We start from the raw sequence: 25973 nt of genomic DNA on the forward strand, positions 1-25973 counted from the left end.
GAAGGTTAATGGACAGGTAGTTCAGTAACGAATCTGGAGCCGCTGTGCTCGTTCGCCCCCTCCTTTCCCGACGTCCCCGGGCCCCGCAGACTCCGGCGCAACCGTCGTACGACCGGCGCCGCGCCTGGCTGATCCTCGTGATGGTCGTCGTTTTCATGATGATCAACTACGCGGACAAGTCCGTACTCGGTCTCGCGGCCGTGCCGTTGATGGACGAACTCGCCATCGACAAGAGCACCTACGGACTCGTCTCAAGCGCCTTCTACACGCTGTTCAGCGTCTCCGGCCTGGTCGTCGGGCTCCTGTCGTCCCGGTGGTCGACGCGCACCCTGCTGCTGGTCATGGCCGCCCTGTGGGCCGTCGCGCAGCTGCCGGCCCTGGCGGCGTCCGTACCCGCCCTCATCGCGGCGCGGCTGCTGCTGGGAGCCGCGGAGGGGCCTGCCGCGTCCATGTCCATGCATGCCCTGTACGCCTGGTTCCCCCCGGGCCGGCGCGGAATGCCCTCGGCTCTGCAGATCGGCGGCGCGGCCCTGGGTACCGCCGTGTCGGCGCCGGTGCTGACCTGGCTCATCGTGAACCTAGGCTGGCGCTCGGCCTTCATCGCCCTGGCGATCACCAGCGCCACCTGGTGCCTCGTCTGGTACGCGGTCGGCAAGGACGGTCCATACGGTAGTGCGGCGGGTCCGGTGGAGGTGGCAGTCGAGGCGGACGAGGCCCCGCCCGCCGCCCGGAAGGCCGAGGTGCGCGACGGTGCCCGGCCTCCCGGGGTCGTGTCGTCCCCTCCGCTGTCCCGGCTGCTGCTCAGCGGCACCGTGGTGGGGGGCGTCCTCAGCGCCTTCGGTTCGCACTGGGCGCTCGCGATGTCCAGCGCCTGGCTACCGGTCTAACTGCAGACGCAACTCGACATGCCCGCGACGGGGGCGTCGGTCACCATCAGCGCCGTCTCCGTGCTCAGCCTGGTCCTGCTGCTGACCGTCCCGGCGTTCGTCGACCGGCGCAGGCGGCGGGGCTCCTCGGGCCGGGCCGTCGACGGTTTCGCCCAGGGCCTGGCGGTCCTGGTCTCCGGCGCGGCGCTGGCCCTGCTGTCCTTCACCGACCAGCGTCCGCTGCAACTGGTGCTGGTGGCCGTGGCCTTCGCCTGTCACGCGGTCGCGCTTCCCCTGCACTACGTCACCACGGCTGCCGTCGTACCCGCGGCCCGGCGTGGCGCGGTCTTCGGGGTGGTGGCGGCGACCGGCACGCTGCCCGGCATGTTCGTGCCCTACCTCACCGGGCGCCTCGTGGACGGCGCGGCCTCCGAGGCCACGGGATACTCGATCGCCTTCCTGTTGTCCGCGGCCGTGATGGCCGTGTGTGGCACGGTGGCGATGGCCGCGATCCGTCCGGAGCGCGACGCCCGCGCCCTCGGCGGCGAGGGGTGAGGGTCGAGGGTCGAGGGGGACGGCGGCCGAGCCCGGGTCAGGACGGCCGGTCGAACCCCGTGGCCCAGTAACGGCCGCGCAGGGCGAGGTCGAGCAGCATGCGCACCACCTCCTCGGCCGGCATCGGCGGCGCCTCGTGCTCGACCCACCACTGGAGCACCGACACCTGCTCACCGACCCAGACCCGCGCCAAGAGGTCGGCGTCGATACGCGGTTTGACGTCGTTGCGCTCGGATCGGCCCCGGAACTCCTCGGCGGCGACCCTGGCGCACGCCTCGGTGAACATCCGCAGCGGTTTGCCGTCGCCCTCGCCCCGCAGCACGATCCGGTACAGGTCGCGCTCCTGCCGTGCGTGGCCCAGCATTTCCAGCACCGGCTTGCCGGTGAAGCCGACCGCGGTCTCGGCCATCGCCGGGCGCAGCCGTTCGTCGAGTTCGTCGAGCAGGTCGCGGGTGACCCGGGCGAACAGCTCGTCCTTGTCGCGGAAGTGGCTGTAGAACGTCGCCCGCGCCACGTCCGCGCGCTGGGTGATGTCCTCGACGCTCAGCGTCGTGAAGCCCCTCTCCAGGACAAGTCCCACGAGTGCGTCGCGCAGTGCCCTGCGCGTCTTGCGGATGCGTCGGTCCTCGGCCATCCCCGTCGCCCGTCTTTCCTGTCCGGTCCGTGCCCGGTCGCTGTCCGGTCCCTGTGGCCCGGCGGTACGTGTCCGCTCGGGCGGCAGTCAGTCTACGTACTCTTGACAGGCGATGCGTTAGCGAACAACCTGTCTGGAAACATTCAGCCAGTTCAGTGAAGTGGAGTGTCACCGCCCGTCCCGGCGCACGCATCCGCCAACCGGCGCAACCCGCACAACCCGTCAACCACCGTCATTCGCACAGGAGTCCGTCGTTGAATCTCGGCATCTATCTCACGCGCAGCGCCCGTCACTGGCCGGAGCACCCCGCCCTGGTCTGTGACGACCGGACCTGGACCTACGCCCGTCTGGAGGAGCGTGCCAACCGGCTGGCCTCCGCACTTGTCCGGCGCGGGCTGGGACCCGACGACGCCGTGGCCTGTCTCGCCTGGAACCGGGGCGAGCTGGTCGAGGTGGAGTTCGCCCTGTACAAGGCCGGGCTGATCCGGGTACCGGTCAACGCCCGGCTCGGCCGTGGCGAGATCGAGCACATCCTGCGCGACGCCCCCGTCCGCGTCCTCGTCTTCGACGAGGCGCACCGCGAGGACGCCCTGGCGGCCGCGGCGGCGGCCGGCACCGACTGCCTTCCGGTCGCGCTGGACATGTCGGAGCCCGCCGACCCGGCCCACGGCGCACCACTGCCGTACGACGACCTGCTCGCCGAGGGCGACGCGGCGCCCGTGGCCGTGGAGTGCGCCGAGGACGCCCCCGCCGTCCTCAACTTCACCTCGGGTTCCACGGGTGCGCTGAAGGCCGCTGTGCAGACCTTCGGCAACCGGCTCGCCAACATGCGCAAGACCCTGATGAACGACGAGTCGCGCCCCCGTCCCGACACCCGCTACCTGGCCTGCGGCCCCATCACGCACGCCACCGGCATGGTCCTGCTGGCCGGCGTCTTCGGAGGCTCCACCACGCACGTGCTGCCGAGCTGGAGCCCACAGGCGTTCCTGGACACCGTGGAGCGCGAGCGCGTCACCGCCACCTTCCTGGTCCCGGCCATGCTCAACGCGGTGCTCGCCCACCCCGGCGCCGCCGACCGCGACCTGTCCAGTCTCACCAGCGTCCGCGTCGGCGGGGCCCCGGTGTCACCGCAACGGCTGCGCGACGCCGTCGCCCTGTTCGGCCCCGTGGTCGCCCAGGGCTACGGCCTGGCCGAGACGACCAGCGTCGTAGCCGGTCTGTCCGGCGCCGACATCGCCCGCGCCGTCACCGACGACCCCGAACTCCTGCAGTCCTGCGGCCGGGCCGCCTACGACACCGAGGTCAGGATCGTCGACGAGCAGGGGAGGCCCCTCCCGCCCCGCGAGGTCGGCGAGATCATCGTGCGTGGACCCGACTGCGTCCGCCATTACTGGCGGGCGCCGGAACTCTCCGCCCAGACCTTCCGCGAGGGCTGGGTGCACACCGGAGACCTCGCCTGGATGCGCGAGGACGGCTATCTGTTCCTCGTCGACCGTAAGAAGGACATGATCATCTCCGGTGGGTTCAACATCTACAGCACCGAGGTCGAGACCGTCCTGTACGAGCATCCCGCCGTGCAGGAGGCCTGCGTGATCGGCGTCCCGGACGAGAAGTGGGGCGAGGCGGTCAAGGCCGTCGTCGTCACCCGCCCCGGCACCCCGGTCACCGCTGGCGAACTGGCCGACTTCTGCGCCCTGCGCCTGGACCGCTTCAAGAAGCCGCGCACGGTCGACTTCGTCGGCGAACTCCCGCACAACCGCAACGGCAAGCTCGACCGCAAGGCCGTCCGCGAACCGTACTGGGCGCACGCCACCCGCCGCGTGCACTGAGCCGACCGTGCACCGAACCGACCGAAACCCGTGACCCGGAGCACCACACCATGACCTTCTCCTTCAGCCCGGTCCCCGACGACCCGTGCCTCGCCGACCTCGTGCCCCGCCTGCGCGCGTACCTGGACGGCGAACTCGCCCAGTACGAACACGACAACGGCATCACCCACACCTCCCGCCTCACCCGCGCCGACCTCGAACCGGTCTGGAAGCGCTGCCGCGAACTCGGTTTCTACGGCATCCACCTCCCCGAGGAGTACGGCGGCCAGGCCCTGACGTACACCCAGCTCGCCGTGCTCAAGGAGGAGGTCTCCGCCTCCGGACGCGTGCTCGGTCACAGTGTCCTGGGCGACATGGGCGGCCCGCTGCGCGCCGGGGACATCCTCCGCCACGCCACCCCCCGCCAACTCGACACCCACCTCCTGCCCTTGGTCAGGGGTGAACGCGCCTGCTGCTTCTCCCTCACCGAGGCGGACGCCGGATCCGACGTGCGCGCCATGCGCACCACCGCCGTCCGGGACGGCGACGGCTACCGCCTCACCGGGCACAAAGTGTTCAGCTCCGCCGGGCCGTTCGCCGACTTCGCCATCGTCGTGGCCCGGATGGCGGACGCCGAGGAGTCCTACTCCGCCTTCCTCGTCGACCTGGACAGCCCCGGCTGCCGCGTCACCGACGGCGCCACCCCGATGTCCGGCGAACACATCGAGAGCGACATCGTCCTCGACGACTGCCGGGTCCCGGGCGCGGCCCTCCTCGGCGAGGAGGGCAAGGGCCTGCGCATCGCCCTTGGCCGGGTCACGGTCAACCGCCTGCTGCACTGCCCCTCGGCGATCGGTGCCGCCCGCCGCGCCCTGAGGCTCACCCGCGACCGCGCCCTGTCGCGCACCGTCAACGGCAAACCCCTGCTCGCTCTCCAGGCCATCCAGCACAAACTCGCCGACATGGCCGCCGACCTCTACGCCGCGCGCTCCATGACGTACGCCGCGCTGGCCGCCCTCGACCGCGGCGACGACGTGCGCACCGAGGCGTTCATGTGCAAGCTCTTCGTCGCCGAGTCAGCCTTCCGTCTCCTCGACCAGGCCGTTCAGATCCACGGCAAGGACGGACTGACACAGGGCCACGAGATCGAGTACCTCTTCCGCAGGATGCGCATGTTCCGGGTGCTGACCGGCACCTCGGAGATCCAGCGCAACGGAATCGCCAAGGGCCTCGCCACTCTGGCCTGACCCGCCCGTACGTCACACCACTCCGAGGAAACCCCCATGCCCGGCCCCACCCCCGACAGCCCCACCACCCCTGTCAGCCCCGTCAGCCCCGTCAGCCCCGCCGGTTCTACCGCTCCCGCCGGCGCCGAGCCCCCCACTGCCTCCACCGGCCCCGTCGGCCTCGGCCGTCTCCCGGACGACGACCAGGACCTCGCCGACGCGGATCGCGGGTTCGTCGCGCGGCTCCGGCCGGGCGTGGTGCACGACGCGGCGGGCCGCACCGTCTGGGACGCCGACGCCTACGCGTTCCTGGACGACGACTGCCCGCCCACCGCGCGGCCGTCCCTGTGGCGGCAGAGCCGCCTGACCGCGAAGCAGGGCCTGTACGAGGTGGTGCCGGGCGTCTACCAGGTCCGCGGACTCGACCTGTCCAACATCACCTTCGTAGAGGGCGACCGGGGCGTCCTCGTCGTCGACCCCCTGATCAGCGCCGAGGTGGCCGCAGCCGCCCTGGCCCTGTACCGGGAGCACCGCGGCGACCGCCCGGTGACCGCCGTCCTCTACACCCACTCGCACATCGACCACTTCGGCGGCGTCCACGGCGTCGCCGACCCGAAGGACGCCACCGACGGACGGCTCCCGGTGATCGCGCCCGCCGGTTTCCTCGCCCACGCGGCCGGTGAGAACGTCATCACCGGCCCCGCGATGGCACGCCGCTCGCTCTACATGTACGGCGCCGCCCTGCCCAAGGGCCCCGAGGGCCAGATCGGCTGCGGTCTCGGCCAGACCACCTCCCTGGGCAGCGCCGGCCTCATCGCCCCCAACCTCGACGTCCACACCACCGGTCAGACCGAGACCGTCGACGGCGTCCGCATGATCTTCCAGCTCACCCCGGGCACCGAGGCCCCGGCGGAGATGAACATCCACTTCCCCGATCTGCGGTTGCTCTGCGTGGCGGAGAACGCCTGCCACACCCTGCACAACGTCCTCACCCTGCGCGGCGCCCTGGTCCGCGACCCCAGCGCCTGGGCCCGGTACCTCACCGAGACCCTCCGCCTGTTCGCCGACGCCACCGACGTGGTCTTCGCCTCCCACCACTGGCCCACCTGGGGCCAGGAACGCGCCGTACGCTTCCTGGAGGAGCAGCGCGACGCCTACGCCTACCTGCACGACCAGTGCGTGCGCCTCATCAACGCCGGGCACACCGGCGCGGAGATCGCGGAGCAGCTGCGCTTCCCGCCCGCCCTGGAGCGACGCCCGCACATCGGCGGCCACTACGGTTCCCTCAGCCACAACGCCAAGGCCGTCTACCAGCGTTACATGGGCTGGTTCGACGGCAACCCCGCCCACCTGTGGCAGCACCCGCCCCGCGAAGCGGCCCTGCGCTACACCGAGTTCATGGGCGGCGCGGACGCCGTGGTCACCAAGGCACGTGCCTCCTACGACAGCGGCGACCTGCGCTGGGCCGCCGAGGTACTGAACCACGTCCTGTTCGCCGATCCCGGCCACGCGGAGGCACGCGCCCTCCAGGCCGAGACCTTCGAACGGCTTGGCCACGGCTCCGAGTGCGGCCCCTGGCGCAACTTCTACCTCACCGGCGCCGCCGAACTGCGCGACGGAGTCCTCGCGGGCCCGGGCCGCGGAGCGTCCGGCATCATCGGCGCGCTGACCGTGGAGCAGATCTTCCAGTCCATGGCCGTACGCGTCGACGGCCCCCGCGCCGCAGAGGCCGGACGTCTCCTCCTGCGCTGGGAGCTCACCGACGACCCACGGGATCCCACCGTCGACTGCTGGACCCTGCTGCTGTCCAACGGCGCGCTCACCCCGATGCCCGGCGACGCACCGCTCGGCGAGAGCCCCCACCTCACCCTGCGCCTGACCCGTGCCACGCTCGACGCGGTCGTCGGCCGCGCGACCACGTTCGCCGAAGCCGTCGCGGCCGGCGAGATCGCCACGGCCGGCGACATCACGGCCCTGACCACCCTGGGCAGCCTCATGGAGCGTCCCGATCCCCGGTTTCCGATCGTCACCCCCTGACGCACGCGGTCACCCGGGCGGCGTGGGGCGGACGGCGAGGACGGCGATGTCGTCGGCGCTGTCGGCCCCCAGGCCGATCAGCAACTCGTCGCAGAACGTGTCGAGGGGCTCGCGGGCCAGGTCGGCGGCGTGCACGCGCAGCCGGTCCAGGGCGTCGTCGAGGGATTCGTCGCGGCGCTCGATGAGGCCGTCGGTGTACAGCAGCAGCGTCGAGTGGGCCGGCAGCGCGTGGCGGGCCGTGGACCTGTGCACGTCGGGATCCATGCCGAGGAGCAGGCCGGCGCCGTCTTCGAGGTAACGGGTCTCGCCCTCCCGGGTGGTCAGCAGGGGCGGCAGATGACCGGCGGAGGAGTGCTTCAGCTCCCAGGGGCCTTGCGCGGAGCCCTTGATCACGCCGTAGACGCAGGTGGCGGTGGCCTCCCGGTGCAGACTGTGGTTCGCCAGGTCCAGCCGGCGCAGCACCTCGGCGGGCGGCTCCTGGCGGTCCACGGCGATGCCGCGGAGCATGCTGCGCAACTGGCTCATGGCGATGGCCGCGTCGAGATTGTGCCCCGTGACGTCACCGATGACGACGACGGCGTCCCCCTTGGGCAGGACGAAGCTGTCGTACCAGTCCCCACCGACCTGCGCGGTGGTGGAGGAGGCGGCGTAGCGGGCGGCCAGCCGCAGACCCTCGACCTCGGGCAGGACCGGCAGCAGGGAGCGCTGAAGCCGTTCGGCGATGGAGTGGGTGTCCTGGTACAGGCGTGCGTTGTCCACCCCCAGCGCCAGGCTGTGCACCAGGTCGTCGGCCAGCGTCAGGTCCTCCTCGGTGAACGGCCGCCCACCCGCAGCCCGGGTCAGGGTCAGGGCGCCGAGGATCTTGCGGCGGGCCCGCAGCGGAGCGACGACGGCGCTGCCCGCACCGAGTTCGCGGAACAGCTCCAGGTAGTTCCGGTCCAGCGCGCTGTCGGCCTGGCCCGGTGGCGGAGCGTCGGGGAGCAGCAGAGGCCCCGCGCCACGCAGCACACGGGCCAGCGGACCGCGCGATTCCTCGGAGACCGGCGGGAGCCTGCCCTCGTGGGCCGAGGGGCGCAGGCCCCGGGGGTCCCGGTGGACGACACAGACCCGGTCCACCTGGGCGTGCTCGGTGAACAGATCCACCACGCACCAGTCGGCCAGCCGCCGCGTCAGCAGCCGGCCGGCGCACCGCAGCCCCTCCTCCAGGTCCAGGGTGTTGCTGAGCTCCGCTCCCAGGTCGGCCAGGAGGGACAGCCGGTTCAGCGCCGACATGCCGTGCTCGGCACCGCCCGCCCTCCTGCCGCGCTCCGGGGCGGTCGCTGACGGGCGGCCTCCGCCGGGTTCACGGGCCGGCGCCTGCGGGCTCCTGGTCTTGGACTTCGGCACGTCGAGGGGAGTGGTCGCCCGCGGAGTGAGCTGGGCGACGAAGACGGTGCGGCCGTCGGCGGTCTCCTGCGTCTGGATGTACAGCCGCACCGGAACCATCCCGCCGTCACGGTGCAGCGCCGGAAGCGGCACGGAGCGGCCCACGATCCGGGTGCGCCCGGTGAGCAGCATCGAGGTGAACGCCGCCGTGTGCCGTCGGCGCAGGTGTTCGGGGATGAGCGTGGTGAGCCTGCGTCCGACGAGGTCGTCCGGTCCCCAGCCCAGCAGCTCCGCAGCCGGTCCGTTCGCCGCGATGATCCGGTTGCCCTCGTCGGCGGCGATGGTCGGGACCCTGCTGCCCCGTACCTGACCGGCGTCCCACGGCACGACCTCGGCGGAGCTGACCTCCGGTTCGCGGGGCATCACGGTCCACGCGGTGGGACGGTCCCCGGTCAGCTGTCCCGCGATCTGGTCGAAGAGCCAGTCCTGGAAGGCACGGCCGCGCGGCAGCACCGGGAGCGTGAGCAGCCGTTCCTCCCGAGCCCGCTCCTCGGCCAGGTCGAGCACGCGGCGCAGGGCTCGCACCGCGGGCGCGGCGTCGGCCGGCAGCGCCAGGAGCAGGGTGCGGAGGTCCGACTCGGGTAGGGGTTCCTCCAGCGCGGCCGTCATGCAGGCGCTGATCACGTTGTTGATGTCGTGGGCCGCCGTGAGGTCCTCGGGCGACATCTCCAGGAGATCTCCGGCGGACGCGGCGAGGGACAGTTCGCGCAGTACCGCGTGCCGGTGCTGCCGACACGCCGAGTCCAGGGCACTCGGTACGTCGACGAGCGTCACCGCCTGTTCCGAGGGACACGGCGGTACGGCCGTCTCCCACCCGGACGACGGAGGCGGCGGCCCGTCCGGCCACAGCTCGAACCACACCGTCTTGCGCTCGTCGTCGGCCTCGACCCCGTGCCGCGAGGCCAACTGCTCCACCAGGGCCAGCCCCTGGCCCGTGCCGGCGTACGGCGGGCAATACGGTGGTACGAGCCCACGGCTCGGCCGACGGTCACCGACCCCTACGCGCACCCGGCCGTCGCGGCGTGACACCGCCACCTCGACCTCGGTGCGCGCGTGCAGCACCGCGTTGGTGACCAACTCGCTGACCAGAAGCTCCGCGGTGTCCACCAGTTCCGAGGCGACGTCGTCCAGCGCGGCGCGCACGAACCGCCGAGCCGCCGACGCGCTCACCGGCCCCTCGGAAAAACGCCGTGACACCGCCGTCGGTGGATCGAGGTAGCCCATGTCATCAGTGTGGGCCCCGCACGGCGGGCCTCGCAGCGCGCCATGCGTGCGCGCCCCGGCCGAATCGACGTGATGTCCGCCGGCCGGGTGACGCCTTGCGGTGTTCAACCGGCAGCCGGGTCTGGCCGCCGGGGGATTACTCCGATAGCTTGCTGGTGCGGCCCCGCGTTCTCCCCCGTACGCGGGGCCGCGCCAGTGCGCGCCGCCGGGGCGGGTGGGCGCCATGAGTCGATGGTGACCACCGCGACGGTACGGCGGGCCCGTTCCGATGCCCGGACGACACGGCGGATGCGCGGCGGCCTCCCCGCCACGACCCGGCTGCAGCGCGACGGCGTGAACATCAGCGAGGGCGGCTCGTTCCACGCGGAAACAGCCATGACGCGTCGGCTGCCGGTCGCCCGGGAACGATGGAGACGAGTCAGGCGGGAGCCGGGATCAACGGGCTGCCGCAGGGCTGGTAGCGTCGCGTGGTCGCGGCGGGCGGCGCGAGAGAGGTGTCGGTGCGTGGGTGAGCGGCAGGACCGTGAGTGGGTGGCGATGACGCCGGGTGATTTCGACCGGGACGCCCCACTGGTCCTCAACGTAGGTACCGGTCCCACCACCGTCCCCGCCGAGCCGGACGAGTACGGCACGGCACCTCTGTTCGGGGACACGGCGCCGGCACTGAGTGCCCCGCGCCGGAACCGGCGGTCAGGGACCTCGCCCGCCCAGGAACGGCTGTTCTGACCGTCCCCGCCAGGTTCGGGAGGGCTCACTCCGGGCCCGCGCGACCGGACCCCGCCTCCTTTTGAGGGGTGGCGCGGGACTGAATGCGGCACCCTTCCGGTGCGCGGAGTTGCTCGGAACAGCTATGTATCGAGCACGTATTGACATGCAACTGTTGAGCCCGCAGAGTTTTGCCCCGAAAGCGTTCGACAGCTCGGCCTGCCCGGCCTGCCCGACCGCGCTCCACCGCGCGAGCCCCACCGCTCCACCGCTCCACCGCGCTCGTCTGTGCTCGTCACCGTCCGACAGTGCCCCGACCGTGATGCCACCGCCCACGAGGAGTGTTGCCGTCATGTCCGAAACGCCCGCTGTCTCACGCCGACTGCTCCTGGGTGGTGCCGTCGCCACCGGCGCGCTCGCCGCCGGGATGACCGCGTCGGCCCCGTCCGCGTCCGCGGCGGCCGAGCAGGCGCCCCGCCGCAGGCCCGGCCAGAAGTCGATGATCGGCGTCCCGTTCGACGCCCACAGAACCGTCCGCGTCGGTGTGATCGGTCTCGGCAACCGGGGCAGCGGCATGATCACCGGTTGGGCGGCCGTCCCCGGCTGCACTGTGACCGCCGTCTGCGACATCCGCGCCGACCGCGCGAAACGCGCCGCCGACCGTCTGGAGGGCAAGGGCAGGCCACGCCCCGCCGAGTACGGCGGCTCGGCCGACTCCTACGTCCGGATGCTCGAACGGGACGACATCGACATGGTGTACGTCGCCACGCCGTGGGAGTTCCACTACGAGCAGGGCAGGGAGGCACTGCTCAGTGGCAGACACGCCGTGGTGGAGCTCCCCATCGCGACCGAACTGCGCCAGCTGTGGGACCTGGTCGAGACCTCGGAGCGCACCCGCAGGCACCTTCTCCTGTCCGAGAACTGCAACTACGGCCGCAACGAGCTGGCCATGCTCAGGGCAGCGCACGACGGCCTGTTCGGGGACGTCACCAACGGCCACGGCGGCTACCTACACGACCTGCGGGAACTCCTCTTCTCCGACACCTACTACACGGACTCCTGGCGGCGCCTGTGGCACACCCGAAGCGCCGCCTCCTTCTATCCCATGCACGGGCTGGCGCCGATCGCCGCGGCGATGGACATCAACCGCGGCGACCGCATGACCACGCTGCGCGCCACCGCGACGGCTCCCAGGGGACTGGCCGACTACCGTGCGCGTTTCGTCCCCAGGGGCCACCCCTCCTGGAAAGAGACCTACATCAACGGTGACCTGGTCACCTGCGTGATCGAAACGGAGAAGGGCAGGACGATCCGGGCGGAGCACGACGTGAGTTCGCCCCGGCCGTACAGCCGGATCAACACCCTCGCCGGCAGCCGCGGCATCGTCGAGGACTACGCGGGACCCTCCCCGACCGGGGCCCGGATCTACGTCGAACCGGACCACGACGGCCACACCTGGCGCGACTTCGAGACCTACCGCAAGGAGTACGACCACTGGCTGTGGCGGAAGGTCGGTGACGACGCGGCGAACAACGGCGGCCACGGCGGCATGGACTACATGCTGCAGTGGCGCACCGTCCAGCTGATGCGGGCGGGACTGGTGCCGGACATCGACGTCTACGACTCGGCCGCCTGGTGCGCACCCGTTCCGCTGAGCGTCAGGTCGCTGGCCAAGGACGGCCGTCCGGTGGAGATCCCCGACTTCACCCGCGGTGCCTGGCGTGAGCGCAGGCCGGGCCTCGACTCCACACCCACCGACATGCCGCCCGTCGGCTGAGCACCGTCCCCGGTGCGGGTCCCGGCCACGGCACACGGGGAGCGATCGTGTGCCGTGGCGGAGCGCCGCGGCACACGCTTCCGACGGAGCGTCAACGGTCGCGCAACCGCCCCAGCTCCTCCAGCGTCCGCGCAGCGGTGCGGGCCAGCCGCGGCCGGTCGCGTACGAAGCGGCGGGCGGCTCGAACCGGCTCTCGACCCAGGAGGTGGAGGGCGCCGCCCGGCCCCGGGCGGACCACGGCGCCCGCGTGCACCCTCAGGTCACGTGTCTTGAACGACTCCTTGTACCGCGCCGGCCCGCTCCCCAGGTCGACCAGCTCGATCCCGTCGGCGGCAGCCGACTCCAGCATCCGCGACAGCAGTACGAGCCCGGGGGAGTACTTGCCGTACGCCCGGTCGTACGCCGGGAACCACCAGGACAGGACCGTGGGCGAGCGCAGCCCGAAGTGGGCGGCCACGGGACGTCCGTCGGCGTAGAGCACGGACGTCATCCCACGGCACTCGGCATCGTCGCTCCGGGCGAGCAGGTCCACCAGCCGGGTGATCCACGCCTGGGCGAACCGGTCCCGGCGGCCCGTTCGCCGGTACTGGGCGGACTTCCACCGCTTGAGCGCCCGCAGCGCGCCGGGATCCCGGTCGTCGTACACGAAGCGCACCTCGCCGACCTGACGGGCGAGCTTGCGCTCCTTGGCGAGGGTCTGCCTGAGGAAGCCCGGGGAACCGCGGCGCAGCCTCTCCGGGTACCGCCCGAATCCGTCACCGAGGTCGACGACAGGGGAGGCGAGTGCCTCGGAGGCGTGGGGCAGGAACGTGTCCTGACCGGCCTCAAGACTGTCGAACTCCCAGGACGTGAGGGCACAGGCCCGCAGCAGTGCGCGGGCGTCGAGGCGGACGCCCTCGCGCAGCACGACGCCCTGACTGTCCGACACCCCGAGTCCGATGGCCCGCCCCCGCCCCGCGAAGCCCCGCTCATGCGGGAAGTACCCGACGGGTGTCCCGCCGTCCCGCAGCACCGCGACCCTGGCCCGCGGCCTGACCAGCCCGACCGCCGCGGTGAACGCCGGGTCCATGAACGGATTCGCCGGGGCTGAGGAGGCGGTTCTGAGATCCCGCCACATCTTCCGGTCGTCCGCGCCGAGTTCTCCGGCCCCGACCACGTCTATGCGCCTCTCGGACATTCGCCTGCCTCCTGCGTCGTCGTCACTCCGGACACATGAAGGCCTGCCGGGGACCGCGTGTCGGCGGGCAGTACTCGGGCCGCGCGGCGCAGGCCTTGTCGGTACCGCCGTTGTTCAGCACCGATACGTGCGCGATTCGGGTCCACCTGAGGAGGTCTCGTCCGCTCCCGGCCCGCCGCGCGGCCCCGGCGGGCGAAGGTACTTGCCGTCCTGCCACGCGGCGTCTGTCCGGGCCGGGGCGCGGGCGGCCGTGCCGTCGCCGGTCCCGACCGTTCCCGCGGTCCTCGGCGACCGGGCGGCGACCTGACGGGGCGACGGATCCCCTTCGCGCGGGCACGGTTCCCCGGCCGACTCGACCGCCACCGCCACTGTCGCCGTGATCACTGTCGATATCGCCGCCGTGTCACGGTCCGCCACCGGCTCCCCGAGCCCCGGTGGCCGGGCGGCGACGAGATGCAGCAGCGCCCATGCCAGCAGAACTGCCGCCGCTGCCCATCGACGCCGCACTGTCGGACTCCTGACCTGCGTCCCGGCCGGGGGCTGACATACGGGCCAACACTGGAGCAGTCCCCCGAATACGCCCAGTTGTGTCTCCAATAGGCCGAGCGCGACCCGCCCGGTCAAGCCCGCGTGACACGAACCGGTACGTCCGGCTCGGCCCGCGGGACGCGGTGCTACGCAGCGGACTCGCACCTGGCGTCCAGGACGGGTGGACGCCCGGGGGCCGTGCTACTGCGCCAGGACCGACTCCGGTCCCATGACGACGACCGGCTCCTTGTCCGGGTCCAGTCCGTTGAGCAGCGCACGCATGTGCTCCGCGCTCAGGGACACGCAGGCGTTGGTCGGCCCGTCGTGGTCCACGTGGATCCACACCCCGCCGCCCTTGTCCTCGCCCAGCGGGCGGGTCTTGTCCAGCGGGGTGGTGCCGGGCACCCGGTTGTAGTCGATGGCGATCACGTAGTCGAACGAACCCTCCAGCGGCTCGCCGAGATGCCCGGTGCCCGACACGGCGAACTGCGGATCCCGGTCGTAGGGGAGCAGGGTCCCCGGGTCGGGCAGCCGGCCTCCCGCGTCACTGAGCCCGAAGACGCCGATGGGCGTGTGCAGGTCGCCCGCCTCGTGGTCGTCGGTCCAGCCGCGCAGCCCGTTGTGGGCGGGCCAGGGACCGGCGACGGCGCGCCAGCCCCGGGCGGGGTACCGCTCGTAGAGCACCGCCCTGGCCTCGGACGAACTCTCCGTCGCGCCCGTGACCACCAGGGCCTGCCGGGAGGCGTCCGGAACACGGGCCCGCGTCACCGGTCCGATCCCGGGAAGGGGGCGGGGAAAGGAGCGAGGGGGAGCGGGCAGCGGGGAGGCCGGCTGCGACGCGGACCGGCCGGGCGTCTGCGAGTCCTGCAAGGAGGCGCCCGACTGCTGCTGGGCGCAGCCGGTTCCCAGCACGCCGGTGCACATGACAGCGCCGATCACAAGGGCCAGCGCTTTCCTGACGGTCATATCGATCTCCGACTCCGTGGGTGGACTACTCATTGCTAGACCACTTACGGAACCGGGTCGTGCGGCCGCCTCGCCGTATCCCCCGTATGGCGCAGGGACGATCGTCGTCGCCCGCGCCCCGGCGGACGCCACGGCATCGGGGCCACCGTCGAGCGGTCACCGAGGAGGAGGTGAGTAGCGCCTTTTGTGCCTTGCGCGGCTGATGACCGGGTGTGACGTGCTCCTGCACGCCGTAACGGACTCCGAGTCGCAACATCGTTGCCGCTCACACCCCTTACTCACTGGTGAGGCTCGGATATGCCGTGTAGCGTCAGCAGCAGATGTCGTGGTTCGCCCAGACCGCCCGCGCCGGAGTGCGGGCGGTTTGCTGTGCAATGCCGGAGGACCAGGACGACCACCTCCGGGTTCGCACGGTGCGGATCCGATATCGGCTGAAAGGCAAGGGCATGGCCAGCGGAACCGTCAAGTGGTTCAACTCTGAAAAGGGCTTCGGCTTCATCGCGCAGGACGGGGGCGGCCCCGACGTCTTCGCGCACTACTCCAACATCAACGCCCAGGGCTACCGCGAGCTGCAGGAAGGCCAGGCCGTCACCTTCGACATCACCCAGGGCCAGAAGGGCCCGCAGGCGGAGAACATCACCCCCGCCTGACCGGGAGGTCGCCGAACGGGGCAGGGTGCCCGGGAACGCTGGTTCCCCGGGCACCCTGCCCCGCGGCACATCGCCGCGCGAGAGTCAGGGAACGCGGCGAAGGAAGTCGAGCAGCGCGGCCGTGAGCTCGGCGGGCGCGTCCTCCTGCACGAGATGCCCCGCGTGGGCGATCGGCTCCCACCTGGCACCGGGGACGGTGGCGGCCAGTTCGCGCCCCTTCGCCACGGGGATCCAGGCGTCCTCCTCGCCCCAGCAGATCACCGTCGGGACACCGATACCGGCGTACCGGTCCTGGATCTCGTCGGTGTACCGCTGATCCGCCTGGGCGATCTGCCGGTAGAAGGCAGGCTGCCCCGACTCGCCGAGCCAGGGGCCGACGAGCCGTTCCAGGACCACCGGGTGCAGCCCCGGACCACCGGTGGAAGCCACATACTCGCGCACCAGCGCCTCATGGAGCGCCGGGGGCAACTGCTCGAAGACCTCGGCGTGGTCGCGGACCAGCCGGAAGAACGGCGAACCCCACGGTGCCAGCGCGACCGGATCGACCAGGGCCAGGGCCCGGTATGCGGCGTCGTGCAGCAGATGGGCCCGCAGAGCGACGGCACCGCCGAAGTCGTGGGCGACCACGAGAGGCTCCTGAAGGCCCCAGTGGCTCAGCAGCTCGGTGAACACCCGGCCCTGGGCGGCGAGGGACACGTCCTGGCCCGCGGACTTCTCCGACATGCCGTAGCCGGGCATGTCCCAGACGAACACCTGGTGCTCACGCGCCAGCGAACGGGCCACCGCGCGCCAGACGTACGAGGAGAACGGCGTGCCGTGCAGCAGGACCAGCGGTGGCCGGTCCGCTCCGCCCAGCCGGTTCCAGCGGACGGCCCCGGAACCGCTGGGGAACGTCTCGGGCAACGGCCATTCGGGCATGGATACTGCTCCTGTCGGTCGAGCGGGCCGGGTGGTGAGCGCTCGGCGGTCGGCGCCACATAGTCCGGACGTGGCGCCGCCGTCCGTGGCCGGGGCGCTACGGCTTGCGGGCGAGGCCGCCGTGTTCGCCGATGAGCTCGGAGGGGGCGCAGCCCGCCTCCGGACGCCAGTGGGTGACCGGTACGACGCCGGGGTCCACGAGCTCCAGGCCGTCGAAGAACGCCGTGATCCGATCGACGGTGCGCAGGATGTACGGAGCGGCCCCGCTCTCGTTGTAGGCGTCCTGGGCCCGGTCGAACCCCGGGTCGATGCCCCGCGAGCCGTCGTTGACGGAGAGGTAGCTGCCGGACGGCAGCGCGCCCATCAGCCGGGTGACGACGGAACGCGCCTGGTCGTAGTCCGCTATGTGCCCCAGGATGTTGCTGAGGATGAGGGCGACGGGCCGGTCGAAGTCGAGTGTCCTGGCGGCGGCCGTCAGGACGCTGTCGGGGTCGAGTACATCGGAGTCGATGTAGGCGGTCGCCCCCTCGGGGGCGGAGTAGAGCAACGCGCGGGCATGGGCTAGGACCATCGGGTCGTTGTCGACGTAGACGATCCGGGCCTCGGGGGCGATGCGCTGGGCGACCTCATGGGTGTTGTCGGCCGTCGGCAGACCCGTCCCGATGTCGAGGAACTGCCGGACACCCGCCTCGGCGACCAGGTACGTGATGTTGCGGCGCAGGAAGGCGCGGCTGCTGCGGGCGACGGTGACGATGCCGGGGAAGACGGCGGTGTACGCGTCGCCGGCCTCCTCGTCGACCGGGTAGTTGTCCTTCCCGCCCAGCCAGTAGTTCCAGATCCGGGCCGAGTGCGGCACCGAGGTGTCGATCTTCTGGTGCGCTGCGGTGCCGGGGGTCGTCACGGGGTCGCTCATGGGTACGGTCCGTCTTTCAGCCGAGGCATGGGTGCTTCATCACAACCTACGTCGCAACGGCCTTTTGTCGTACACCGGTTCGCCTTTTCGTGGCGGCCCCGGTCGTCCGTTGTCACTTTCGGTCACCTGCGGTGACCTGTCCGGGTGCGGCGACGGGGGCGTCCTGGACGGAGCGTCCGGTGTGGCGGGCCTACAGACGCGGTGCGCCCGTCACCGACATCATCAGTGAGTACAGGGAAGTGGTCGCCGTGATGAACAGGCGGTTGTTCTTGGGGCCCCCGAAAGCGATGTTGGAGACGGGCTCGGGTACGCGCAGCCGGCCGATGAGGGTGCCGTCGGGGTCGTAGCAGTGGACACCGTCGTCCAGCGCGGCCGCCCACAGCCGGCCCTCGTCGTCGAAGCGGATGTTGTCGAAGCGCACGTTCCCCCGGGCCTCGGCGAAGACCTTCCCGTCGGACAGCGTGCCGTCCTCGTGGATGTCGAAGGCGTGGATCCGGGCGGCCCGGGAGTCGGAGACGTACAGCCGGGTCTCGTCGGGGGACAGGATGACGCCGTTGGGCCCGTCGAAGCCGCCTGCGGCGAACCGGACGTCGCCCGAGGCCGGGTCGATCCGGTACACGTTGCACGCGCCGATCTCGGACTCGGCGCGATGCCCCTCGTAGTCGCTGGTGATGCCGAAGTCCGGGTCGGAGAACCAGACGGTGCCGTCCGAGCGCACGACGGAGTCGTTCGGGCTGTTGAGCCGCTTGCCGTCGTAGCGGTCGGCGAGGACGGACACGGTCCCGTCGGGTTCGGTGCGGGTGACACGGCGGTTGCCCTGTTCACAGGTGACCAGGCGGCCCTGCCGGTCGAGCGTGTTGCCGTTGCTGTGGCCGGCCGGGGCCCGGAAGACGCCGACCGCGCCGGTGGCCTCGTCCCAGCGCAGGACGCGGTCGTTGGGGATGTCGCTCCAGATCAGCTGGCGCCAGGCGGGGACGTACAGCGGGCCCTCGGCCCAGCGGCAGCCGTCGTGGAGGACCTCCAGCCTGCTGTCACCGTTCACACAGCGTCCGGTGCGGAAGCGGTCGTCCAGGATCTCGTACGGGCCGTCGACGGCGGACATCGTGTCCTCCCAGCGGAAGCGAACAGAATGTGATTCAACGTAACACGCTCTCACCCGAATCAGATATGGTCTCTGAGTGAAGTCAGTTGATGAGATAGACCGCCGGCTGATCGCGTTGCTCCAGGGGGACGCCACCCGGCCGTACGCCGAGCTGGGAAAGGCGGTCGGCCTGTCGGCGGGTGCCGCCCACGAGCGCGTGCGCAAGCTGCGCGACCAGGGGGTCATCAGGGCCACCACGGTCGACGTGGACCCCGAGGCGCTCGACCGCGGGGTCCTCGCCTTCGTGCTGGTCGACTCCACCGCGTGGATGGGTGACCGGGCCGAGGACTTCGCCGCCGTGCCGGAGGTCCAGGAGGCGCACGTGATCGCGGGCAGCGCGGCCGTCCTGGTGAAGGTGCGCACGGCCACCACCGAGCGCCTCCAGGACGTGCTGCGGCGCCTCCACGCGATCGACGGGGTCAGCGGTACCCGGGCGACGGTGGTGCTGGAGACCTTCTTCGAACGGCCGCTTGACGCCGGTTAGAGCGGGGGACGCACGCGGCCGGGATGCCCCGCCCCGACGTCCGGTCGCCCACAGGCCTCCGGGCTACTGGGCACTGGCGGCCGGTCGGACCACGATCTCGTTCACGTCCACCCCGGGAGGCCGGGAGACGGCGAAGGCGACGGCGTCCGCGATCGCGGACGCGGGAATGGCCACCGAGCGGTAGGCCTTCATGTCCTCCCGCGCACGCGGGTCGGAGATGGAATCGGCCAGTTCGGACTCGGTGACTCCCGGGGAGACGACGCTGACCCGGATGTCCCCGGCCGACTCCTGCCGCAACCCCTCCGAGAGGGCGCGCACGGCGAACTTGGTCGCGGAGTACACCGCGGAGGTGGGCACCACCTCGTACGCGCCGACCGACGCGATGTTCACGAAGTGCCCGCCGCCCTGCTCCCGCATCACCGGCAGGGCGGCGGCGATGCCGTGGAGCACACCGCGGACGTTCACGTCGATCATCCGGTCCCACTCGTCGACCTTCAGTGCCGCGAGCGGAGAGAGCGGCATCACCCCGGCGTTGTTGACCATCACGTCCACCCGGCCCCAGCGTTGCCTCGCGGCCGACACGAACGCCCGCACGTCGGCGGCGTCGGTGACGTCCAGCCGGCGGCAGGCGGCGGTGCCTCCCTCGGCGTTGATCCGTCCGGCCAGTTCCTCGAGACGGCCGGTGCGGCGTGCGCCCAGGAACAGCCGGTGGCCGTCGGCGGCGAGGCGGCGGGCCGTCGCCTCACCGATCCCGCTGCTCGCCCCGGTGATCAGAACGACCTTGGTGGTGTGCGTCGTCATGACGAGTTGTCCTCTCGCTGCGGTTGTCGTTGCCCCACCGAGTCTGGACAGATCGACGGTGGTCAACCAGGCCGCTTGCTGCCTGGGTGCGGCACACCCTGGAAGCACGCCCGGCCGCCTCCTAGCCTGGACCGCATGGACGACAACCACTTGGTGACTTCCTGCGCGCACGCCGGGCCGGCCTGCGACCAAAGGACGTAGGCATGGCGAGCCACGGGACCCGCAGGGTCGCCGGACTGCGCCGCGAGGAGGTCGCGGTTCTGGCAGGAGTGAACGCCGATTACTACACCCGGCTGGAACAGGGACGCGAACGCCACCCCTCTCCCCAGGTGCTCGACGCCCTCGCCCGCGCACTGCGCCTGGACACCGACGCCCGGGCGCACCTGTACCGGCTGACCGGGACCTCACCGGGCGAGCAGCCCCGCGTCCGCACGCCGGAGCGGGTCGGCCCGGCGCTGCGCCTGCTGATGGACGGATACTCCGGCACCCCGGCGTTCGTCCTGAACCGCACCCTGGACCTACTGGCCGCCAACGCCCTGGCCGACGCCCTCTTCGCCCCCTTCACCCGGGCGGACAACCTGGCCCGCATGGCCTTCCTCGACCCGGCGGGCCGGCACTTCTACGCCGACTGGGACCGGGCGGCCCAGGCCACCGTCGCCAACCTGCGCCAGGCGGCCGGCTTCGACCCGGACGGCCCGCGACTGCGCGACCTGGTCCGCACCCTCACCGAGCACAGCGCGGACTTCACCCGCCTGTGGGAGGCCCACACCGTGCGCGGCAAGACCCTGGACACCAAGGACCTGATCCACCCGGACGTCGGCCCGCTCAGCCTCACCTACCAGGCCTTCGACGTACGCGACGCGCCCGGCCAGCAACTCGTCGTCTACCACGCCGAACCGGGCAGCCCGAGCGCCCAGGCCCTCAGCCTCCTCGGCTCACTCCACGCCACCCGGCACCGGACGGAGCCCCGCCCGGGCGGATAGGAGACCCCGGACGCCGCGCTGAGCGGACGGGAGAAGGGAGGAGGCGGCGGGGCGCTCCGCCGGCCCCCAGCCCCGTTCTGGTCCGCCCGCGCCGTCACCTCGAGGTGCCGCGTGCGGGGCGTGACCGGCGGGGCGAATTGCCCGGGGACGGGACGCTCCGCCGCCGGTAGACCAGGTAGGGCGGGACCAGATAACCGATCGGCGCGCTCCAGACATGCACCAGCCGGGTGAACGGCCAGGCGGCGAAGAGCAGGCAGGCGGTCAGCGCGTGCGACTGGAACAGCAGCGGGGCGTCGGTCATCGCCTCCGGCCGCGGGCGCAGCGCGAACAGGCCGCGGAACCAGACCGAGACGGTGCCGCGGTAGTCGTAGCCGCCGCCGAAGACGTTGTGCGCGGCGGTGGCGGTGATGCCCAGCAGCACGGTGAGGGACAGCAGCGGGAAGAGCACCTTGTCGCTGCGGTCGGTACCCAGCCGGATCCGCGGGGTCAGCAGCCGCCGGGCGCACAGCATGCCGAGCCCGGTGACCATGGCGACGCCCGCCACCGAACCGGCCCACACGGCCGTCACGTGGTAGACGTGCTCGTCGATGCCCACGGCCCGCGTCCAGGAGGCGGGCACGGCCAGCCCCACCACGTGCCCCGCGATCACCATGAACGCGCCCAGGTGGAACAGCGGGCTGCCCCAGCGCAGCCGGCGATGCTCCAGCAGCTGGCTGGTGCGCGACGTCCAGCCGAACTGGTCCTGCCGGTAGCGCCACACGTGCCCGACCACGAACACGGCGAGACAGGCGTAGGGGACGGCGCCCTAGACGAGGAGATCGGCGCCGCCCGCGGACGAGGCGGCGACGAAGGAGGTTGCGGCGTTCATGGACGGCTTTCCTTACGAGGGCTGGTCGCGGCGGGCGGGATGCGGGTCGGGACGGCGGGCATCGGCGGCAAGAACGTGGCGGTCGGGGCGAACCCGCCCTCCTCGTAGGCCCCGTGACCGTGAGTGCCGTAGGGGTCGAGCCCCACCTCCTCGTCCGGCGGCCCCTCGGCGGCCAGCTTCGCGACGGCCGCCCGGTCCGCCTCGGTCGCCGGCGGCAGCAGGGTCAGCAGCGTCGACAGCAGGTGCCGGTACGGGAATTCCGCCTCGGTGGGCGCCCCGTGGATCAGCTCCAGCGCACGCCGGTGCCGGCGCAGCGGTGCCTCGCCCGCGCCGGGACCGGCGAGTGCGGCGAACTCCAGGACGACGGGCAGGCGGTCGGGCAGCTCCCCGCCGTCGGCGTCCCAGCCGGCCGCTCGGTAGCTCCGGGCCAGGGTGAGCAGGGCCATGCCGCGGCGCCGGGCGTCGCCGTGCAGGTAGTACGTGAGGTAGAGGCTGCTCTTGCGGCGCAGGACGAACATCTCGACGTAGTGGCGGGCCAACGCGTCGGCTTCCTGGGCGCCGAACCAGCCCACGAAGGCCCCCAGCTCGCACGTGGCCCACGGGCCCGGCAGGGCGGCGACGACGGACGCCAGCCGGGCCCGCTCCGCCACCAGTTCACCGTCCGGGTACTGCGACAGCAGAGACAGCAGGCGGAGCACGAGAGCACGCTGCTCCGCCTCCTGCGGGGACATCGGTGCGCGGCGCCGGACCGCCGCGCGGACACGGCTGCGGACGATGGCGGGGACGGTGGCGGGCAGTGGGCTCAGGCGCGTCCTCCCGACGACGTGCGGCGTGGGGTGGGCATGCCCAGGGCGACCTTGCCGTCGGGCGGCCCGCCGGCGGACTCCACGGGGCAGCGGCTCTCCAGAGCGCTCAGCGCGGCCGCGTCCTCCTTGTGCGCGGCCGGCACGACATAGCGGTCGGCGTACTTCGCCACGGCGAGCAGCCGGTGCAGGTCCTCGGCCTCCGAGGAGGTCAACCCCACCGCGCGCAGGGCCGCCTCGTCGCCCTCCTCGCCGAGCGTCACGGCGCGCATGTACGAGCGCAGCGCGGGAATCGACGCGTGTCTCCATGTCGTACAGGCGGACTTCGGACCCGTCGCCGCGGACGGAGGGGCCAAGGACGTCGTCTTCACCCCGGTCCGCGGTGCGGACGAGCCGCAGTACACGGACACGCCCGCCCCTCCTCGCGACAGTTTGCGCGCGACTCGGGAATGGGCGATCGAGAACATGGGGTCGTCGATCACCGTTCAACGGATGGCGCACCACAGCATGTTGTCGCGGAGAACGCTCATCCGGCGTTTCGTGGGCGAGACCGGGCTGCCTCCCATGCAGTGGGTCGTCCTGCAGAGACTCCTTCGTGCGCGCCGACTGCTCGAGACCTCCGACTGGACGATCGAGAGGATCGCCACGGAGACCGGGTTCGGTACGTCCGCCAATTTCCGGGCCGTCTTCCGCAGAGACGTGGGGCCGACCCCGACCGCCTACCGGAAGGCGCGCGGCGCCGAGCCGGCGCCGTCCGGTGGCGTGGACCGGCCAGCCCCTCAGGCGTCGGCCGTGGCGGCCTCCTCCGGCGGATCGACGAGCTGCTCGCGTACGTAGTTCCAGACCACCGCGATCAACGCGGCGACCGGCACGGCGAGCAGACTGCCCACGATGCCGGCCAGGCTGCCGCCCAGGGTCACCGCCAGCAAAATCACCGCCGCGTGCAGACCGAGGCCGCGGCTCTGGATGATGGGCTGGAACACGTTGCCCTCCAACTGCTGCACCACGACGATGATCGCCAGCACGATCAGCGCGTCCGTCAGACCGTTCGACACCAGAGCGATGAGCACCGCGACGAAACCCGCGAACAGCGCACCCACGATCGGCACGAACGCGGACACGAACGTCAGCACCGCGAGGGGCAGTACGAGCGGCACGCCCAGGATCCACAGTCCGAGGCCGATGAAGACGGCGTCGAGCAGACCCACGAGTGCCTGCGAGCGGACGAAGGAACCCAGCGTCTCCCAGCCGCGGAGGGCGACGGTCGGGACGTCGGTGGCGAGCCGGCCGGGCAACTGGCGGCTGAGCCACGGAAGGAACCGCGGCCCGTCCTTGAGGAAGAAGAACATCAGGAAGACGCCCAGGACCGCGGTGATCAGACCGTTGACCACGGTACTCAGGCCCGTGGTCACCGTGTTGACCACGCTGCCGATGCTGTCCTGGACGCGCGCCATCGCGGAGTCGAGCGCACTGGTGATCTGGCCGTCGTCGATGTTCAGCGGCGGTCCCGCGGCCCAGTCGCGCAGCCGGTCGATGCCTTCCATCACGCCGGCGGTCAACTCGTCGGTCTCGGAGGACATCGGCACCGCGATGAGCGCCACGATGCCCGTGACGACCAGGAGGAACGCCACGGTCACCACCGCGGCGGCCAGTGCGGGACGCCACCCGTGCCGCCGCAGGAACCGGGCGGACGGCCACGTCAACGTGGTCAGGAGGAGACCGACTATCAGTGGCCACACGACCGACCACATACGGCCGAGGATCCACATGACCACTGCGAGCATGACAAGTATCAGCAGCAACTCGGCAGAGGTGCGCGCGGAGGTTCGGAGCGCGGCGCGGGTCCTCGCGGAACTCAATCTGGCAGACATGGGGATCACCTTATGGCGACGCCCGCTGCCCTCCTCACCCCGAGTCCTTCCCCGGCCGGCGAGTGTCGGGCTCAGGGGACCTCGACCCAGTCGAGTGTGCGCTCCACGGCCGCCTTCCACCCGGCGTACCCCCGCGCGCGCCGGTCCTCGGACCACTGGGGTTCCCAGCGCCTGGACTCGTGCCAGTGGGTGCGCAGTTCCTGGGTGTCCCGCCAGAACCCCGTGGCCAGTCCCGCCGCGTAGGCCGCGCCGAGCGCGGTGGTCTCCGCGACGACGGGACGGCTGACCGGTACGCCGAGGACGTCGGCCTGGATCTGCATGCACAGGTCGTTGGCGGTCACGCCCCCGTCGACCTTGAGCACGTCGAGGTGGGCCCCGGAGTCCTGTTCCATGGCCTCGACGACGTCGCGGCTCTGGTAGCAGATGGCTTCCAGCGTCGCCCGTGCCAGGTGCGCGTTGTCGTTGTACCGGGCGAGGCCGACGATCGCTCCCCGGGCGTCGGAACGCCAGTAGGGGGCGAACAGGCCGGAGAAGGCGGGGACGAAGTACATGCCGCCGTTGTCCTCGACGGTACGGGCGAGGTCCTCGCTCTCGGTCGCGGTCTTGATGATCTTCATCTGGTCGCGCAGCCACTGCACCGCGGACCCCGTCACCGCGATGGAGCCCTCCAGCGCGTAGACGACCGGGCTGTCGCCGAACTGGTAGGCCACGGTGGTGAGCAGGCCGTGCCGCGAGCGGACCAGTTCCGTGCCGGTGTTGAGTACCAGGAAGTTGCCGGTGCCGTAGGTGTTCTTGGCCTCGCCGGGTGCGAAGCAGACCTGCCCGACGGTGGCCGCCTGCTGGTCGCCGAGCACCCCGCCGATGGGAATGGCGGCGCGCAGCGGCCGGGAGGTCCGGGCCACACCGTACGCCTCCGCGTGCGACGAGGGGTTGATGGTGGGGAGCATCGCCCGGGGGATGCCGAAGAGGCCCAGCAGTTCGTCGTCCCAGTCGAGCGTCTCCAGGTCCATCAGCATGGTGCGGCTCGCGTTGGTCACGTCGGTGGCGTGGATGCCGCCGTCCGGACCGCCGGTCAGGTTCCACAGGACCCAGGCGTCCGTGTTGCCGAAGACGGCGTGGCCGGCCTTTGCCGCTTCGCGGACGCCGTCGACGTTCTCCAGGATCCACTGGATCTTGCCCGCGGAGAAGTAGGTGGCCGGCGGCAGCCCGGCCTTGCGGCGGATGATCTCGCCCCGGCCCGAACGTTCGAGTTTCGCCGCGATGGCGTCGGTGCGGGTGTCCTGCCACACGATGGCGTTGTAGTAGGGGCGGCCGTTGCGCCGGTCCCAGACCACCGTGGTCTCCCGCTGGTTGGTGATGCCGATCGCCGCCAGGTCGGTCGCCGACAGCCCGCTGAAACGCAGGGCGTTCTGCGCCACCGAGTTGGTGCGCTCCCAGATCTCCACCGGGTCGTGCTCCACCCACCCGGAGCGGGGGAGGATCTGGGCGTGTTCCAACTGGTGCTTCGCCACCTCGTTGCCGCCGTGGTCGAAGATCATGAATCGGGTACTGGTGGTCCCCTGGTCCACCGCGCCGATGAAGTCCGCCATGCTGTGCCGCCTCTCCGGCCGGTG

Annotated in this window: 22 protein-coding genes and 2 pseudogenes; 11 read left to right on the top strand and 13 right to left on the bottom strand. The window is 71.7% G+C overall.

Annotation, left to right across the window (positions count from 1 at the left end):
• Positions 1–140: 140 nt before the first annotated feature.
• Positions 141–887, top strand: coding sequence for an MFS transporter (locus ABEA26_RS19800; protein WP_345593988.1), 747 nt, complete (start codon positions 141–143; stop codon positions 885–887).
• Between the two features lie 18 nt (positions 888–905).
• On the top strand, positions 906–1421 hold the full coding sequence (locus ABEA26_RS19805) for an MFS transporter (protein ID WP_345593989.1): 516 nt from the start codon (positions 906–908) through the stop codon (positions 1419–1421).
• A gap of 37 nt (positions 1422–1458) precedes the next feature.
• Here the strand turns inward: ABEA26_RS19805 and ABEA26_RS19810 are convergent, their stop codons facing one another.
• Positions 1459–2055, bottom strand: coding sequence for a TetR/AcrR family transcriptional regulator (locus ABEA26_RS19810; RefSeq protein ID WP_345593992.1), 597 nt, complete (start codon positions 2053–2055; stop codon positions 1459–1461).
• A gap of 254 nt (positions 2056–2309) precedes the next feature.
• Between ABEA26_RS19810 and ABEA26_RS19815 the strand changes: the two genes are divergently transcribed.
• From ABEA26_RS19815 to ABEA26_RS19825, 3 genes are read left to right on the top strand one after another with little or no spacing between them, the layout of a single operon-like run.
• Positions 2310–3884 carry a class I adenylate-forming enzyme family protein gene (locus ABEA26_RS19815; protein ID WP_345593994.1) on the top strand — a complete coding sequence of 525 codons (1575 nt, stop codon included), beginning with the start codon at positions 2310–2312 and terminating at the stop codon, positions 3882–3884.
• 50 nt (positions 3885–3934) lie between these two features.
• Positions 3935–5110, top strand: coding sequence for an acyl-CoA dehydrogenase family protein (locus ABEA26_RS19820; protein ID WP_345593995.1), 1176 nt, complete (start codon positions 3935–3937; stop codon positions 5108–5110).
• 36 nt (positions 5111–5146) lie between these two features.
• Positions 5147–7126: an alkyl/aryl-sulfatase gene (locus ABEA26_RS19825; protein WP_345593997.1), complete on the top strand. Its 1980-nt coding sequence runs from the start codon at positions 5147–5149 to the stop codon at positions 7124–7126.
• Positions 7127–7135: 9 nt separating this feature from the next.
• Here the strand turns inward: ABEA26_RS19825 and ABEA26_RS19830 are convergent, their stop codons facing one another.
• Positions 7136–9775, bottom strand: a complete 2640-nt coding sequence (locus ABEA26_RS19830) for a SpoIIE family protein phosphatase (RefSeq protein ID WP_345593999.1) — start codon at positions 9773–9775, stop codon at positions 7136–7138.
• A gap of 504 nt (positions 9776–10279) precedes the next feature.
• On the opposite strand from ABEA26_RS19830, the gene ABEA26_RS19835 reads away from it, so the two are divergent.
• Entirely contained in the window at positions 10280–10501 is a 222-nt protein-coding gene (locus tag ABEA26_RS19835) for a hypothetical protein (protein WP_345594001.1), read from the top strand.
• A gap of 331 nt (positions 10502–10832) precedes the next feature.
• On the top strand, positions 10833–12257 hold the full coding sequence (locus ABEA26_RS19840; RefSeq protein WP_345594003.1) for a Gfo/Idh/MocA family protein: 1425 nt from the start codon (positions 10833–10835) through the stop codon (positions 12255–12257).
• Between the two features lie 91 nt (positions 12258–12348).
• Here the strand turns inward: ABEA26_RS19840 and ABEA26_RS19845 are convergent, their stop codons facing one another.
• The gene (locus ABEA26_RS19845; protein ID WP_345594005.1) at positions 12349–13434 is read right to left on the bottom strand and encodes a GNAT family N-acetyltransferase; all 1086 of its coding nucleotides are present in this window, start codon (positions 13432–13434) and stop codon (positions 12349–12351) included.
• A 729-nt stretch (positions 13435–14163) separates the two neighbouring features.
• Positions 14164–14928, bottom strand: a complete 765-nt coding sequence (locus ABEA26_RS19850; RefSeq protein ID WP_345594007.1) for a hypothetical protein — start codon at positions 14926–14928, stop codon at positions 14164–14166.
• Between the two features lie 446 nt (positions 14929–15374).
• Between ABEA26_RS19850 and ABEA26_RS19855 the strand changes: the two genes are divergently transcribed.
• Entirely contained in the window at positions 15375–15578 is a 204-nt protein-coding gene (locus ABEA26_RS19855) for a cold-shock protein (protein ID WP_003978336.1), read from the top strand.
• A gap of 84 nt (positions 15579–15662) precedes the next feature.
• On the opposite strand, the gene ABEA26_RS19860 is transcribed toward ABEA26_RS19855, so the two are convergent.
• The 3 genes from ABEA26_RS19860 to ABEA26_RS19870 all read right to left on the bottom strand — a co-directional run bounded on the left by ABEA26_RS19860 (position 15663) and on the right by ABEA26_RS19870 (position 18511).
• Positions 15663–16496 (bottom strand): alpha/beta fold hydrolase, encoded by an 834-nt coding sequence (locus tag ABEA26_RS19860; protein WP_345594010.1) that lies wholly within the window; start codon positions 16494–16496, stop codon positions 15663–15665.
• 97 nt (positions 16497–16593) lie between these two features.
• Positions 16594–17409, bottom strand: coding sequence for an SAM-dependent methyltransferase (locus ABEA26_RS19865; RefSeq protein ID WP_345594012.1), 816 nt, complete (start codon positions 17407–17409; stop codon positions 16594–16596).
• Positions 17410–17599: 190 nt separating this feature from the next.
• Positions 17600–18511, bottom strand: coding sequence for an SMP-30/gluconolactonase/LRE family protein (locus ABEA26_RS19870; RefSeq protein WP_345594013.1), 912 nt, complete (start codon positions 18509–18511; stop codon positions 17600–17602).
• Between the two features lie 76 nt (positions 18512–18587).
• On the opposite strand from ABEA26_RS19870, the gene ABEA26_RS19875 reads away from it, so the two are divergent.
• Positions 18588–19034 carry an Lrp/AsnC family transcriptional regulator gene (locus ABEA26_RS19875; RefSeq protein WP_345594014.1) on the top strand — a complete coding sequence of 149 codons (447 nt, stop codon included), beginning with the start codon at positions 18588–18590 and terminating at the stop codon, positions 19032–19034.
• Between the two features lie 63 nt (positions 19035–19097).
• On the opposite strand, the gene ABEA26_RS19880 is transcribed toward ABEA26_RS19875, so the two are convergent.
• Positions 19098–19835 carry an SDR family oxidoreductase gene (locus tag ABEA26_RS19880; RefSeq protein WP_345594017.1) on the bottom strand — a complete coding sequence of 246 codons (738 nt, stop codon included), beginning with the start codon at positions 19833–19835 and terminating at the stop codon, positions 19098–19100.
• Between the two features lie 135 nt (positions 19836–19970).
• On the opposite strand from ABEA26_RS19880, the pseudogene ABEA26_RS19885 reads away from it, so the two are divergent.
• Positions 19971–20818 (top strand): annotated as a pseudogene (locus tag ABEA26_RS19885) (helix-turn-helix transcriptional regulator).
• Between the two features lie 94 nt (positions 20819–20912).
• On the opposite strand, the pseudogene narI reads toward ABEA26_RS19885, so the two are convergent.
• The 3 genes and pseudogenes from narI to ABEA26_RS19900 form a co-directional block, all read right to left on the bottom strand.
• A pseudogene (narI, locus tag ABEA26_RS19890) lies at positions 20913–21686 on the bottom strand (respiratory nitrate reductase subunit gamma).
• Entirely contained in the window at positions 21683–22492 is an 810-nt protein-coding gene (narJ, locus tag ABEA26_RS19895; protein WP_345594035.1) for a nitrate reductase molybdenum cofactor assembly chaperone, read from the bottom strand. The pseudogene narI and the gene narJ overlap by 4 nt, the downstream one beginning before the upstream one ends.
• Positions 22489–22761 (bottom strand): hypothetical protein, encoded by a 273-nt coding sequence (locus tag ABEA26_RS19900; protein WP_345594037.1) that lies wholly within the window; start codon positions 22759–22761, stop codon positions 22489–22491. The genes narJ and ABEA26_RS19900 overlap by 4 nt, the downstream gene beginning before the upstream one ends.
• On the opposite strand from ABEA26_RS19900, the gene ABEA26_RS19905 reads away from it, so the two are divergent.
• On the top strand, positions 22760–23326 hold the full coding sequence (locus ABEA26_RS19905; RefSeq protein WP_345594019.1) for a helix-turn-helix domain-containing protein: 567 nt from the start codon (positions 22760–22762) through the stop codon (positions 23324–23326). The genes ABEA26_RS19900 and ABEA26_RS19905 overlap by 2 nt on opposite strands.
• Here ABEA26_RS19905 and ABEA26_RS19910 read toward each other — a convergent pair.
• Positions 23269–24360: an AI-2E family transporter gene (locus ABEA26_RS19910; RefSeq protein ID WP_345594021.1), complete on the bottom strand. Its 1092-nt coding sequence runs from the start codon at positions 24358–24360 to the stop codon at positions 23269–23271. The two genes, ABEA26_RS19905 and ABEA26_RS19910, sit on opposite strands and share 58 nt — an antisense overlap.
• Positions 24361–24431: 71 nt before the next feature.
• Positions 24432–25949, bottom strand: a complete 1518-nt coding sequence (gene glpK, locus ABEA26_RS19915; RefSeq protein WP_345594022.1) for a glycerol kinase GlpK — start codon at positions 25947–25949, stop codon at positions 24432–24434.
• Between the last annotated feature and the right edge of the window lie 24 nt (positions 25950–25973).

The sequence above is a fragment of the Streptomyces marokkonensis genome, from assembly GCF_039539045.1.
In the GTDB taxonomy this organism is placed as follows: domain Bacteria; phylum Actinomycetota; class Actinomycetes; order Streptomycetales; family Streptomycetaceae; genus Streptomyces; species Streptomyces marokkonensis.

Coding starts and splice junctions, on each gene's coding strand:
- ABEA26_RS19840 (WP_345594003.1), top strand. CDS start 10,833: ATGTCCGAAACGCCCGCTGTCTCACGCCGACTGCTCCTGGGTGGTGCC.
- ABEA26_RS19870 (WP_345594013.1), bottom strand. CDS start 18,511: ATGTCCGCCGTCGACGGCCCGTACGAGATCCTGGACGACCGCTTCCGC.
- ABEA26_RS19800 (WP_345593988.1), top strand. CDS start 141: ATGGTCGTCGTTTTCATGATGATCAACTACGCGGACAAGTCCGTACTC.
- ABEA26_RS19825 (WP_345593997.1), top strand. CDS start 5,147: ATGCCCGGCCCCACCCCCGACAGCCCCACCACCCCTGTCAGCCCCGTC.
- ABEA26_RS19860 (WP_345594010.1), bottom strand. CDS start 16,496: ATGCCCGAATGGCCGTTGCCCGAGACGTTCCCCAGCGGTTCCGGGGCC.
- ABEA26_RS19820 (WP_345593995.1), top strand. CDS start 3,935: ATGACCTTCTCCTTCAGCCCGGTCCCCGACGACCCGTGCCTCGCCGAC.
- ABEA26_RS19865 (WP_345594012.1), bottom strand. CDS start 17,409: ATGAGCGACCCCGTGACGACCCCCGGCACCGCAGCGCACCAGAAGATC.
- ABEA26_RS19850 (WP_345594007.1), bottom strand. CDS start 14,928: ATGACCGTCAGGAAAGCGCTGGCCCTTGTGATCGGCGCTGTCATGTGC.
- ABEA26_RS19905 (WP_345594019.1), top strand. CDS start 22,760: ATGTACGAGCGCAGCGCGGGAATCGACGCGTGTCTCCATGTCGTACAG.
- ABEA26_RS19845 (WP_345594005.1), bottom strand. CDS start 13,434: ATGTCCGAGAGGCGCATAGACGTGGTCGGGGCCGGAGAACTCGGCGCG.
- ABEA26_RS19900 (WP_345594037.1), bottom strand. CDS start 22,761: ATGCGCGCCGTGACGCTCGGCGAGGAGGGCGACGAGGCGGCCCTGCGC.
- ABEA26_RS19880 (WP_345594017.1), bottom strand. CDS start 19,835: ATGACGACGCACACCACCAAGGTCGTTCTGATCACCGGGGCGAGCAGC.
- ABEA26_RS19855 (WP_003978336.1), top strand. CDS start 15,375: ATGGCCAGCGGAACCGTCAAGTGGTTCAACTCTGAAAAGGGCTTCGGC.
- glpK (WP_345594022.1), bottom strand. CDS start 25,949: ATGGCGGACTTCATCGGCGCGGTGGACCAGGGGACCACCAGTACCCGA.
- ABEA26_RS19910 (WP_345594021.1), bottom strand. CDS start 24,360: ATGTCTGCCAGATTGAGTTCCGCGAGGACCCGCGCCGCGCTCCGAACC.
- ABEA26_RS19805 (WP_345593989.1), top strand. CDS start 906: ATGCCCGCGACGGGGGCGTCGGTCACCATCAGCGCCGTCTCCGTGCTC.
- ABEA26_RS19810 (WP_345593992.1), bottom strand. CDS start 2,055: ATGGCCGAGGACCGACGCATCCGCAAGACGCGCAGGGCACTGCGCGAC.
- ABEA26_RS19830 (WP_345593999.1), bottom strand. CDS start 9,775: ATGGGCTACCTCGATCCACCGACGGCGGTGTCACGGCGTTTTTCCGAG.